An 11116-nucleotide genomic window follows, 5' to 3' on the forward strand; every position below is an offset into this window, starting at 1 on the left:
CGGATCACAGGTTAAGGTTTTACTGAGAAGGATAAGGTCATGCGCCATCGTAAGAGTGGTCGTCAACTGAACCGCAACAGCAGCCATCGCCAGGCTATGTTCCGCAACATGGCAGGTTCACTGGTTCGTCATGAGATCATCAAGACGACCCTGCCTAAAGCGAAAGAGCTGCGTCGCGTAGTTGAGCCGCTGATTACTCTTGCCAAGACTGACAGCGTTGCTAATCGTCGTCTGGCATTCGCCCGTACTCGTGATAACGAGATCGTGGCAAAACTGTTTAACGAACTGGGCCCGCGTTTCGCGAGCCGTGCCGGTGGTTACACTCGCATTCTGAAGTGTGGTTTCCGTGCAGGCGACAACGCGCCGATGGCTTACATCGAGCTGGTTGATCGTTCAGAGAAAGCAGAAGCTGCTGCAGAGTAATCTGCAGTAACGTAAAGAAACCCGCTCCGGCGGGTTTTTTTATATCCGCGATACCACCACTTCTCTACAATGTCTGTATCAATTCTGTTCATTCCCTGGAGCTGGTAATGTGGTTGCTCGACCAGTGGGCAGAACGCTATATTCGCGATGCCCAAAAAAAAGGTGAATTCGACGATCTCCCGGGAAGCGGCGAACCCCTTGCGCTTGACGATGATTCGCACATCGCGCCTGAACTACGGGCCGGATACCGTTTGCTGAAAAATGCAGGCTGTCTCCCCCCGGAGCTCGAACAGCGCAGAGAGGCTGTTGAACTGGCCGATCTTCTCAAAGGGATCCGCCATGACGATCCACGACATTCTGAACTTAGCCGCCGTCTCGCCCTGCTTGAACTCAAGCTACGCCAGGCTGGGATGAACACTGATTTTCTGCACGGTGAATACGGTGAAAGATTGATGCAGAAAATAAGCGAGGAGTAGTTATGTACCGCATCGGTGAACTTGCGAAGCTTGCGAACGTCACGCCGGATACCATCCGATATTACGAAAAGCAGCAGATGATCGATCATGAAGTACGTACTGAAGGAGGTTTTCGCCTTTATACCGATAACGATCTGCAGCGCCTGCGGTTTATTCGTTATGCGCGTCAGCTCGGTTTCACGCTGGATTCGATCCGCGAGTTATTATCGATCCGCATCGATCCGGAACATCACACCTGTCAGGAATCTAAAAGCATCGTGCAGGCCCGGCTGGATGAAGTTGAAGCGCGTATACAGGAACTGCAAACCATGCAGCGCTCTCTGCAAAGGCTGAATGATGCCTGCTGCGGTACGGCACACAGCAGCATTTACTGTTCAATCCTCGAAACCCTTGAGCAGGGAGCGAGTGGAGAAACGCAGGGTTGTTGATTTTTAGTTCAACCGGGTCTAGACTCCCGTCGTCATAAACCTTGCTCTGGAGACATTATGAGCCGCTATCAGCACACGAAAGGACAAATTAAGGACAATGCCATTGAGGCGTTACTTCACGACCCGTTATTCAGGCAGCGCGTTGAGAAGAATAAAAAAGGGAAAGGAAGTTATCTGCGTAAAGACAAACATGAAAAACGGGGTAACTGGGAGGCCAGTGGCAAGCAAGCGAATCGCTTATTTACCACTGGCCTTCCTGCTTTTATCTATTGATTAGACGCGGTTATTCTGCTCTTTTAACAGATCGCGGATCTCACTTAACAGCACTTCTTCTTTCGTTGGCGCAGGTGCTGCAGCCGGCTCTTCTTTTTTACGGTTGAGCCTGTTGATCAGTTTGATAGCCATAAATATGGCAAACGCGACAATCACAAAATCAAATACGTTCTGAATAAATACGCCGTAGTGCATTACTACTGCCGGAACATCACCCTGCGCTTCACGCAGCGTGAAAGCGAACTGTTTGAAATCAATGCCGCCGATTAACAACCCTAAAGGTGGCATGATAATGTCGGCCACTAATGATGAAACAATCTTACCGAATGCCGCACCAATAATGACACCGACTGCCAAATCCACCACGTTCCCGCGCATCGCAAATTCGCGAAATTCTTTAATAAAACTCATTGCTTTCTCCTTGTGCCAGCTGACGAGTTTAAGTTTAACAAATGATTAGCCAATTGCCATTCGGGATAATTAAACATTATGAAAAATAAAAGGCACAAAAATGAAAAGGATAAAGTAAGGGTGCTCTTACTCGAGCACCCAATTCTTTAAAGGAAGAATGGACTTGGCTGGAATAAACGTTCGACGTCGGTAATAAACTTTTTATCGGTAAGGAACATAATAACGTGATCGCCTTGCTCAATTCGTAAATTATCATTGGCAATCATGACATCATTCCCGCGCACAACGGCGCCGATAATCGTACCTGGCGGCAGTTTAATTTCGTCGATCGAACGGCCGACGACGCGCGACGTCGTTTCATCTCCATGAGCAACGGCTTCAATGGCTTCCGCTACGCCACGGCGGAGCGATGACACGCCGACAATATCCGCTTTACGAACATGGCTCAGGAGCGCGGAAATTGTCGCCTGCTGAGGGGAAATGGCAATATCAATAACGCTGCCCTGAACCAGATCGACATACGCCTTGCGCTGAATAAGCACCATGACTTTTTTAGCCCCCATACGCTTCGCTAGCATGGCGGACATTATATTCGCCTCGTCGTCGTTGGTGACGGCAATAAAGAGATCAACCTGATCAATATGCTCTTCGGCCAGTAGCTCCTGATCCGACGCATCACCATAAAATACGATCGTATTTTGCAGTTTTTCCGCCAGTTCAGCAGCACGCTGTTGATCGCGCTCGATCAACTTAACGCTGTAATCTTTTTCCAGCCGATGTGCCAGACCGGCACCGATATTGCCGCCGCCGACCAGCATAATGCGTTTATAGGGTTTTTCGAGGCGCTGAAGTTCACTCATCACCGCACGAATATGCTGTGAGGCCGCAATAAAGAAGACCTCATCACCGGCTTCGACAATCGTGGAGCCTTGCGGACGAATTGGCCTGTCGTGACGGAAAATGGCTGCAACGCGCGTATCGATATGCGGCATGTGCTCGCGCATGGTGGAAAGCGCATTGCCGATCAATGGTCCGCCATAATAGGCCTTAACCACTGCCAGGCTCACTTTGCCCTCGGCAAAGTTCACCACCTGCAGTGCGCCCGGATATTCGATCAGGCGATAGATATTGTCGATAACCAGCTGTTCTGGCGCGATGAGGTGGTCAATGGGAACCGCTTCGGAATTAAACAGTTTTTCAGCATCGCGAACATAGTCTGGAGAGCGAATGCGCGCGATTCGATTTGGCGTATTGAAAAGCGAGTAGGCTACCTGACAGGCCACCATATTGGTTTCGTCAGAACTGGTTACCGCAACCAGCATGTCGGCATCGTCGGCGCCCGCCTCACGAAGAACGCGTGGGTGCGAACCATGACCCTGCACCACGCGCAGGTCAAATTTGTCCTGTAATACACGCAGACGATCGCCGTTGGTATCAACAATTGTGATGTCGTTGTTTTCGCCAACCAGGTTTTCCGCCAGCGTTCCGCCCACCTGTCCTGCACCCAGAATGATAATTTTCATATCTCGTGACCTGTTCTCAACATCACTCTTTGATTAGCTTAGCGTAAAAGAAGCCATCGCCCTCTTCAGCACCTGGCAGGTTCTGCAGACCTGGGGAATCAGGCGTTCCTGTATCGCGCAGCGCGGCGTCCGGCGTACGTTTAAGGAAGGCCGCGATTTGCTGGCTGTTTTCTTCCGGCAGCACGGAGCAGGTTGCATAGACCAGCGTTCCACCAGGTTTAAGATGCTGCCAAATGGCGTCGAGAATGTCGGATTGCAGTTGGGCAAGTTCCTGAATATCACGATCGCGGCGTAGCCACTTGATGTCCGGATGACGACGAATAACACCGGTTGCAGAGCAGGGGGCATCCAGCAAAATGCGATCGAACTGGGTTTCACCACACCATTCTGCGGGTTTGCGTCCATCGCCCCGCTTAACCTGGGCCTTCATGCCGAGACGCTTGAGGTTGTCGTAGACGCGTGAGAGACGCTGTTCATCGACGTCCACTGCCATCACGCTGGCCTGCGGAGCCACTTCAAGAATATGCGTTGTTTTGCCCCCAGGTGCGGCGCAAAGATCGAGGATCTGCTCACCATTTTTGGGTTCAAGCCAGGTCATGCAACCCTGAGCCGAGGCATCCTGTACGGTTACCCAGCCTTCATCAAAACCGGGTAATGCATGTACCGGTGCCGGTGAGGCCAGACGTACAGCATCCGGATAGGCTTGATGCGGGAATCCACTCATTCCAGCTTGTTCGAGCAAGCTCAGCCATGCGTCACGGCTGTGGTGATTCCGATTCACGCGTAACCACATTGGCGGACGCTGATTGTTGGCATCGGCAATCTCCTGCCACTGCTGTGGATAAGCTTTTTTCAGGCGCTTCAACAGCCAGTCCGGATGCAGGAAACGTGCTTCGCTTTGGGCAAATTCAGCCAGAAGCTCTTCCTGCTGTCTCTGGAACTGACGCAGTACGCCGTTGATCAGCCCTTTCAGCTGAGGGCGTTTAATCGCAACGGCACCTTCCACCGTCTCAGCCAGCGCGGCATGAGGTGGGATGCGGGTATGAAGAAGCTGATAAAAGCCCACCATAATCAAATAGTGTACGGTGCGCTGCTTGCCTGTCATTGGACGTGACATCAGCTTGTTAATCAACCACTCAAGCTGAGAAAGCGTGCGCAGAACGCCAAAGCAGAGCTCCTGAAGCAGGGCTTTGTCTTTATCAGAGACTTTTAGTTGCAGAGGAGGCAGGACGTTACTTAATGACTGGCCCTGCTCGATAACCTGCTCAACGGCCTGAGCCGCCATACTGCGTAGATTTTGTTTTTTCATAACCGTAAAAATAAAAATGCCCGGAAACACCGGGCCTTAAGGATAAATTTGCTCAGGCAAGACGATTGCCCGGAATAAACCATTCGCGGCGGGAATTTAACAGATCCTGAGCGCTCATGGCCTTCTTGCCGGCCGGTTGTAGCGATTCAAGATTCAGGATCCCTTGCGCAGTCGCGACCTGGATCCCGTTCTTGTTGGCGTCAACAATCGTACCGGGTTCAGCGGTGGTAGTACCGCTAATGACGGAGGCTTTCCAGACTTTCACCGGCTGCTCATCAATCTCCATCCAGCTCATTGGCCACGGATTAAAAGCGCGGATGCAGCGTTCAAGTTGCGCGGCTGACAGGGACCAGTCGATCCGCGCTTCTTCTTTGCTCAGTTTTTCGGCATAAGTCACCAGCGCGTCATCCTGAACTTCCGGTTTCGCCGTATTGTCAGCAAGCTGCTGGAGCGTCTCGATAAGCCCTTGTGGGCCAAGGTCTGCCAGTTTGTCATACAGCGTAGCGCTGGTATCGTCTGACGTTATGGGGCACGCCAGTTTATACAGCATATCGCCGGTGTCTAAACCTACGTCCATCTTCATGATGGTAACGCCCGTTTCGGCATCACCTGCCCACAGCGAGCGCTGGATTGGTGCAGCACCACGCCAGCGCGGGAGCAAAGACCCATGCACGTTGATGCACCCCAGGCGAGGCATATCAAGCACAGCTTTTGGCAGAATTAAACCGTAAGCTACCACCACCATTACGTCGGCATTCAGGTCAGCAACCAGCTGCTGATTTTCCTGTGGGCGCAACGATGCTGGCTGGAAAACGGGTAGCCCATGCTCTTCTGCCAGCACCTTTACAGGGCTCGGCATCAGTTTTTTACCGCGACCTGCCGGACGGTCCGGCTGGGTAAAGACGCCCACAACCTGGTGACCAGAAGATAACAGCGCGTCAAGATGACGCGCTGCAAAATCAGGGGTTCCCGCGAAGATAATACGTAGTGTTTTAGACACGATGATCCTTGTATCCGGGAGGACGTTATGCGCGAGAACGCAAACGATCCAGTTTCTCTACTTTCTGACGAATACGCTGCTGTTTCAGCGGCGAGAGATAATCGATAAACAGTTTACCGACCAGGTGATCCATCTCATGCTGAATACAAATTGCCAGCAGGTCGTCTGCTTCCAGTTCGAACGGATTACCGTCGCGATCCAGCGCGCGAATTTTCACCTTTTCGGCACGCGGTACTAAAGCGCGCTGTTCAGGAATGGACAGACAGCCTTCCTCAATACCGGTTTCGCCACTCTTTTCGAGCAGCTCAGGGTTGATCAGCACCAGGCGGCCATCGCGATTTTCAGAAACATCAATCACGATAATACGCTTGTGAATGTCCACCTGCGTCGCCGCCAGGCCAATGCCTTCTTCGGCGTACATGGTATCGAACATATCATCAACGATACGCTGGATTTCTGCATTCACTTCTTTGACCGGTTCAGCGACGATGCGAAGGCGCTCGTCCGGAATATGTAACACTTGCAAAACTGCCATAAATTTCCAGAGTCGTGTTCAGGAGTTGATAAGAATACTCTCTCTATTCTAGACAAATCCCCCATCGATTGACAGCATCAGTGACCAATCGCAATGATTGCGGAGGCCGCTTATGGCAGGGGAAAGGATGACGTCTACCGAGATATGGCTACGGCTAGTACACACTGGGTCTCTGTGTGGTGATGTAATGCTGGAAGCGGCTGCGCGACTGCAGAAGCTGGAACGCCTCAACGTGCTCGTGGCCAGAGAGGCCGGACTGACAGCAAAGCAGGCTGAACGGTTCTTTGCACTCGATGAGAGCGAGCTGGGACGTAGCCTGATGTGGCTTGAGCAGCCGGGACATCACTTATTAACGGCCAACCATCCCCTATATCCCCCTTTGCTCCGCACGATCCCAGATTATCCCGGGGCGTTATTCATAAAAGGTAACCCTGAGGCGCTTAATACGGTTCAACTGGCGGTGGTAGGCAGTCGTGCGCCGTCATGGTACGGCGAGCGATGGGGGAAAATCCTGTGCGAACAACTGTCACAAAGCGGTTTCACGATCACCAGCGGGCTGGCCTGCGGTATTGACGGCGTAGCCCACAGTGCGGCGCTTTCAGTGAAGGGACGAAGCGTAGCGGTGCTGGGGAACGGTCTTTTTAGCATTTATCCACGCCGGCATCAGGCACTGGCGATGCGGCTTATCGAATCTGACGGCGCGATAGTGTCTGAGTTTCCGCTTTCCGCACAGCCCAGGCCAGCAAACTTTCCGCGGCGTAATCGAATTATCAGCGGGCTTAGCAAAGGTGTGCTGGTGGTTGAAGCGGCGCGCCGAAGCGGTTCGCTGGTCACGGCGCGATGCGCGCTCGAACAGGGGAGAGAAGTCTTCGCCTTGCCTGGTCCGATAGGTAATCCCGGATGCGAGGGGCCCCACTGGCTGATTAAGCAAGGGGCTACGCCGGTAACGGAAGTAGGAGATATTCTTGAAAATTTGCAATATGGGTTGCAATGGCTGCAGGAAGATCCCGAAAAGCGACAATATTCATCAGATCAGGGAAAGGTGGCATTGCCATTTCCCAAGCTCCTGGCTAACGTAGGAGATGAGGTAACACCTGTTGACGTTGTCGCTGAACGTGCCGGCCAACCTGTGCCAGTAACGGTAGCACAGCTACTCGAACTGGAGTTAGCAGGGTGGATCGCAGCTGTACCCGGCGGCTATGTCCGATTAAGGAGGGCATGCCATGTTCGACGTACTGATGTATTTGTTTGAGACTTACATCCATAACGAAGCAGAAATGCGAGTGGATCAGGACAAATTGACACAGGATCTTACCGATGCGGGGTTTGAGCGGGAAGATATCTATAATGCGTTGATGTGGCTGGAAAAACTGGCTGATTATCAGGAAGGCCTCGCCGAACCGATGCAGCTTGCTTCTGACCCATTGTCAGTACGCATTTATACCGCAGAAGAGTGTGAAAGGCTGGACGCCAGCTGCCGGGGGTTCATCTTATTCCTTGAGCAGATTCAGGTGCTGAACCTCGAAACGAGAGAAATGGTGATAGAGCGCGTCATGGCGCTGGATACAGCAGAATTTGAACTGGAAGATCTCAAGTGGGTGATCCTGATGGTTCTGTTTAATATCCCGGGCTGTGAAAATGCCTATCAGCAAATGGAAGAATTACTCTTTGAAGTGAATGAAGGTATGCTGCACTAATTCAATGTGCAGCACCAAGAGTTGTTATGGCCAAATCAGCACTATTCACGGTGCATAAAAACGAGCCCTGCCCGCAGTGCGGGGCTGAACTTGTTATTCGGTCCGGGAAACACGGCCCGTTTCTCGGTTGTTCACACTATCCGGAATGTGATTATGTCCGTCCCCTGAAAAGCCAGGCGGATGGACATATCGTTAAAATTCTGGAGGGGCAGTTTTGTCCAGTCTGCGGTGGTGAATTAGCCCTGCGTCAGGGGCGTTTCGGCATGTTTATTGGATGTAGCCGCTACCCGGAATGCGAACATACGGAACAAATTGATAAGCCTGATGAAACGGCAATTGCGTGCCCTCAGTGTCAGCGCGGTCAGTTGGTACAGCGCCGCTCCCGTTATGGTAAGACCTTCCATTCGTGCGATCGCTATCCTGAATGCCAGTTCGTTATCAATTTTAAACCGGTAGCGGGAACCTGCCCTCATTGCAATTATCCGCTACTCATAGAGAAGAAAACCGCGCAAGGCATGAAACGCTTCTGCGCCAGTAAACAATGTGGAAAGCCGGTTACGGCGGATCAAAATAGTGAATAATAACCTGCCATCAGGCTCCATTGCGCATGCAGTGGACGTACTGAAAAATGAAGAAGTCATCGCCTATCCAACTGAAGCTGTTTTTGGGGTCGGTTGCGATCCTGACAGCGAGACGGCAGTGAGCCGTCTGCTTGCCTTAAAACAAAGACCCGTCGAGAAAGGGCTGATTTTGATCGCTGCGAATTATGAGCAGCTTAAACCCTATATCGATGACTCCATGCTGACGCCGGCGCAGCGCGAGACTATCTTCTCCGCGTGGCCTGGCCCCGTGACCTTCGTTTTCCCGGCGCAGCCGACAACGCCTCGCTGGTTAACCGGACGTTTTGATTCCCTCGCCGTTCGCGTAACTGACCATCCGCTGGTGGTTGAGCTGTGCCTGGCATTTGGTAAACCGCTGGTCTCAACCAGCGCCAACCTGACCGGATTGCCACCTTGTCGGACAACCGAAGAAGTACTGGCGCAGTTCGGGAACGACTTCCCTGTCGCTGTCGGTGAAACGGGAGGGCGCCTGAATCCGTCTGAAATTCGCGACGCCTTGACCGGCGAACGTTTTCGCCAGGGGTAATCTCATGGAAACCTATGCTGTTTTTGGTAATCCGATTGCACACAGCAAGTCACCGTTGATTCATCAGCAATTTGCGAAGCAGCTGCAGATAAATCATCCCTATGGTCGCGTACTGGCACCGGTGGATGCATTTATTCCAACGCTGGAGGCTTTTTTCGCCGCGGGCGGTAAAGGCGCGAATGTGACGGTTCCTTTTAAAGAGGAAGCCTTCGAACGAGCGGATGAGCTGACCGAGCGCGCTTCACTGGCTGGTGCGGTCAATACCCTAAAACGGCTTGAGGATGGACGCCTGTTGGGTGACAACACCGACGGAATTGGTTTACTTAGCGATCTGGAACGACTGTCGTTTATTAAGCCCGGGTTCCGGGTCCTGCTGATTGGTGCGGGTGGCGCATCGCGGGGAGTACTGTTGCCTCTGCTTTCACTGGACTGTGCGGTGACCATTACCAACAGAACCTTTTCCCGCGCGGAAGCGCTGGCGGCGTTGTTTGCGCATACCGGCAGCGTGAGCGCGGTAGCGCTTGACGATCTCGCCGATCGTGAGTTCGATCTTGTCATCAACGCCACGTCGAGCGGCATCAATGGCGAGATCCCGGCAATACCCGCTTCTCTGGTCAGCCCGCATATGTACTTCTATGACATGTTCTATCAGAAAGGGAAGACGCCTTTCCTTAACTGGTGCGAACAACACGGCGCGAAACAGTTAGCCGATGGGCTGGGAATGCTGGTGGGGCAGGCTGCGCATGCGGTGCTGCTCTGGCATGGTGTGTTGCCTGCGGTCGAACCTGTCATTGAAAAGTTAAAGCAGGAGCTTTCGGCGTGAACCAGGCTATTCATTTCCCGGACAGAGAGAGCTGGGATGAGAGTAAACAAGCGGTCTGTTTTCCGGTGCTGGTGCAGGGGATGCAACTTACCTGTGCCATTCATGGGGAAACGCTGTTGCGTCGTTTTGGCGGTTCAGACCCGATAGCGATATTTTGCGAAAATCGCTGGGATCTGGAAGAGGAAGCCAGCGATTTAATCCGCGAACAGCAGGAAGACGATCAGGGCTGGGTTTGGTTGTCCTGAGCCAAATAGTCATTCTTCCATTTAACGTAGTTGTCCGCCGAGTATTTTAACCCTTCGATCTCTGCCTCCTTCAGGGGGCGGATCTGTTTTACCGGGCTTCCCAGATAGAGATAGCCACTCTCCAGCCGTTTGTTCTGCGGGACCAGGCTACCGGCACCAATCATTACTTCATCTTCTACTATGACGCCATCCAGCAAAATCGACCCCATGCCAACTAGCACGCGGTTTCCGATAGTGCAGCCGTGAAGCATCACTTTATGGCCGACGGTAACCTCTTCTCCAATGATGAGGGGATTGCCCTCCGGGTTATAGGAGGATTTGTGTGTGACATGCAGAACGCTGCCGTCCTGAATATTGGTACGTGCACCAATCGACACATAGTTAACATCTCCCCTGATGGCGACGAGCGGCCAGATGCTGACATCATCGGCCATTCGGACATCACCAATCACCACGCTGCTGGCATCGATCATCACGCGATCGCCTTTTTGGGGGAACAGATCTTTATAAGGACGTAATACTGCGGGCATATCTACCTCGAACAATGAGCGCTATACAGAAGACTTTGATCATAGTAATGGATCGCGGCAAGGCAAAATACGTCAATATTTAAGCAGATCGGGCGGGATTTCAGCGAAAAGCGCGGAAAATCAGCAGTCGGAAAAAAAGATCTAAAAAATACTTGTGCTAAAAAATGGGATCCCTATAATGCGCCTCCATCGACACGGCGGATGTGAATCACTTCACACAACAAGCGGTTCGGTTGAAGAGAAAAAATCCTGAAATAACGGGTTGACTCTGAAAGAGGAAAGCGTAATATACGCCAC

General features: G+C 52.2%; 16 protein-coding genes. 10 read left to right on the forward strand and 6 right to left on the reverse strand.

The genetic code is table 11. From position 1 onward, the window contains the following. Positions 1–39: 39 nt before the first annotated feature. From rplQ to P346_RS02720, 4 genes are all read left to right on the forward strand, one after another. Positions 40–423: a 50S ribosomal protein L17 gene (rplQ, locus tag P346_RS02735; RefSeq protein ID WP_001216368.1), complete on the forward strand. Its 384-nt coding sequence runs from the start codon at positions 40–42 to the stop codon at positions 421–423. A gap of 107 nt (positions 424–530) precedes the next feature. Next, positions 531–899 (forward strand): DUF1992 domain-containing protein, encoded by a 369-nt coding sequence (locus P346_RS02730; protein ID WP_032662334.1) that lies wholly within the window; start codon positions 531–533, stop codon positions 897–899. A gap of 2 nt (positions 900–901) precedes the next feature. Continuing rightward, positions 902–1327 (forward strand): Zn(2+)-responsive transcriptional regulator, encoded by a 426-nt coding sequence (gene zntR / locus P346_RS02725; RefSeq protein WP_032662336.1) that lies wholly within the window; start codon positions 902–904, stop codon positions 1325–1327. Between the two features lie 57 nt (positions 1328–1384). Further along, positions 1385–1600: an alternative ribosome-rescue factor A gene (locus P346_RS02720; RefSeq protein WP_023309450.1), complete on the forward strand. Its 216-nt coding sequence runs from the start codon at positions 1385–1387 to the stop codon at positions 1598–1600. On the opposite strand, the gene mscL is transcribed toward P346_RS02720, so the two are convergent. The 5 genes from mscL to def form a co-directional block, all read right to left on the reverse strand. Next, entirely contained in the window at positions 1601–2011 is a 411-nt protein-coding gene (gene mscL / locus P346_RS02715) for a large-conductance mechanosensitive channel protein MscL (protein WP_023309449.1), read from the reverse strand. 146 nt (positions 2012–2157) lie between these two features. After that, positions 2158–3534 carry a Trk system potassium transporter TrkA gene (gene trkA, locus P346_RS02710; protein WP_008503482.1) on the reverse strand — a complete coding sequence of 459 codons (1377 nt, stop codon included), beginning with the start codon at positions 3532–3534 and terminating at the stop codon, positions 2158–2160. A gap of 22 nt (positions 3535–3556) precedes the next feature. Beyond that, entirely contained in the window at positions 3557–4843 is a 1287-nt protein-coding gene (rsmB, locus tag P346_RS02705) for a 16S rRNA (cytosine(967)-C(5))-methyltransferase RsmB (protein ID WP_032662358.1), read from the reverse strand. A 52-nt stretch (positions 4844–4895) separates the two neighbouring features. Continuing rightward, positions 4896–5843 (reverse strand): methionyl-tRNA formyltransferase, encoded by a 948-nt coding sequence (gene fmt, locus P346_RS02700; RefSeq protein WP_023333663.1) that lies wholly within the window; start codon positions 5841–5843, stop codon positions 4896–4898. 25 nt (positions 5844–5868) lie between these two features. Beyond that, positions 5869–6378 carry a peptide deformylase gene (gene def, locus P346_RS02695; protein ID WP_008503479.1) on the reverse strand — a complete coding sequence of 170 codons (510 nt, stop codon included), beginning with the start codon at positions 6376–6378 and terminating at the stop codon, positions 5869–5871. 127 nt (positions 6379–6505) lie between these two features. Here def and dprA point away from each other — a divergent pair, with 127 nt between their 5' ends. The 6 genes from dprA to P346_RS02665 are packed head-to-tail and all read left to right on the forward strand — an operon-like array spanning position 6506 to position 10289. Further along, positions 6506–7630 carry a DNA-protecting protein DprA gene (gene dprA / locus P346_RS02690; protein ID WP_032662339.1) on the forward strand — a complete coding sequence of 375 codons (1125 nt, stop codon included), beginning with the start codon at positions 6506–6508 and terminating at the stop codon, positions 7628–7630. Further along, positions 7602–8075 carry a DUF494 family protein Smg gene (gene smg / locus P346_RS02685; protein WP_008503477.1) on the forward strand — a complete coding sequence of 158 codons (474 nt, stop codon included), beginning with the start codon at positions 7602–7604 and terminating at the stop codon, positions 8073–8075. Before dprA ends, smg begins: the two co-directional genes overlap by 29 nt. A gap of 26 nt (positions 8076–8101) precedes the next feature. Then, the gene (locus tag P346_RS02680) at positions 8102–8656 is read left to right on the forward strand and encodes a DNA topoisomerase family protein (RefSeq protein WP_032662341.1); all 555 of its coding nucleotides are present in this window, start codon (positions 8102–8104) and stop codon (positions 8654–8656) included. Next, entirely contained in the window at positions 8649–9221 is a 573-nt protein-coding gene (tsaC, locus tag P346_RS02675; protein WP_023309444.1) for an L-threonylcarbamoyladenylate synthase type 1 TsaC, read from the forward strand. Before P346_RS02680 ends, tsaC begins: the two co-directional genes overlap by 8 nt. A 4-nt stretch (positions 9222–9225) precedes the next feature. Then, positions 9226–10044 (forward strand): shikimate dehydrogenase, encoded by an 819-nt coding sequence (aroE, locus tag P346_RS02670; RefSeq protein WP_032662343.1) that lies wholly within the window; start codon positions 9226–9228, stop codon positions 10042–10044. Continuing rightward, positions 10041–10289, forward strand: a complete 249-nt coding sequence (locus P346_RS02665) for a DUF1488 domain-containing protein (protein ID WP_032662345.1) — start codon at positions 10041–10043, stop codon at positions 10287–10289. Before aroE ends, P346_RS02665 begins: the two co-directional genes overlap by 4 nt. Here the strand turns inward: P346_RS02665 and P346_RS02660 are convergent. Continuing rightward, the gene (locus P346_RS02660) at positions 10265–10819 is read right to left on the reverse strand and encodes a gamma carbonic anhydrase family protein (RefSeq protein WP_032662347.1); all 555 of its coding nucleotides are present in this window, start codon (positions 10817–10819) and stop codon (positions 10265–10267) included. The genes P346_RS02665 and P346_RS02660 overlap by 25 nt on opposite strands. Positions 10820–11116: the final 297 nt, after the last annotated feature.

The sequence above is a fragment of the Enterobacter sp. DC1 genome (genome assembly GCF_000568075.1).
Classification (GTDB): Bacteria; Pseudomonadota; Gammaproteobacteria; order Enterobacterales; family Enterobacteriaceae; genus Enterobacter; species Enterobacter asburiae.

What these genes read in the sequence shown, in the direction of transcription:
- trkA (WP_008503482.1), bottom strand. Translation starts at nt 3,534, where the DNA reads ATGAAAATTATCATTCTGGGTGCAGGACAGGTGGGCGGAACGCTGGCG.
- P346_RS02720 (WP_023309450.1), top strand. Translation starts at nt 1,385, where the DNA reads ATGAGCCGCTATCAGCACACGAAAGGACAAATTAAGGACAATGCCATT.
- aroE (WP_032662343.1), top strand. Translation starts at nt 9,226, where the DNA reads ATGGAAACCTATGCTGTTTTTGGTAATCCGATTGCACACAGCAAGTCA.
- P346_RS02680 (WP_032662341.1), top strand. Translation starts at nt 8,102, where the DNA reads ATGGCCAAATCAGCACTATTCACGGTGCATAAAAACGAGCCCTGCCCG.
- mscL (WP_023309449.1), bottom strand. Translation starts at nt 2,011, where the DNA reads ATGAGTTTTATTAAAGAATTTCGCGAATTTGCGATGCGCGGGAACGTG.
- smg (WP_008503477.1), top strand. Translation starts at nt 7,602, where the DNA reads ATGTTCGACGTACTGATGTATTTGTTTGAGACTTACATCCATAACGAA.
- zntR (WP_032662336.1), top strand. Translation starts at nt 902, where the DNA reads ATGTACCGCATCGGTGAACTTGCGAAGCTTGCGAACGTCACGCCGGAT.
- P346_RS02730 (WP_032662334.1), top strand. Translation starts at nt 531, where the DNA reads ATGTGGTTGCTCGACCAGTGGGCAGAACGCTATATTCGCGATGCCCAA.
- rsmB (WP_032662358.1), bottom strand. Translation starts at nt 4,843, where the DNA reads ATGAAAAAACAAAATCTACGCAGTATGGCGGCTCAGGCCGTTGAGCAG.
- P346_RS02660 (WP_032662347.1), bottom strand. Translation starts at nt 10,819, where the DNA reads ATGCCCGCAGTATTACGTCCTTATAAAGATCTGTTCCCCCAAAAAGGC.
- dprA (WP_032662339.1), top strand. Translation starts at nt 6,506, where the DNA reads ATGACGTCTACCGAGATATGGCTACGGCTAGTACACACTGGGTCTCTG.
- def (WP_008503479.1), bottom strand. Translation starts at nt 6,378, where the DNA reads ATGGCAGTTTTGCAAGTGTTACATATTCCGGACGAGCGCCTTCGCATC.
- rplQ (WP_001216368.1), top strand. Translation starts at nt 40, where the DNA reads ATGCGCCATCGTAAGAGTGGTCGTCAACTGAACCGCAACAGCAGCCAT.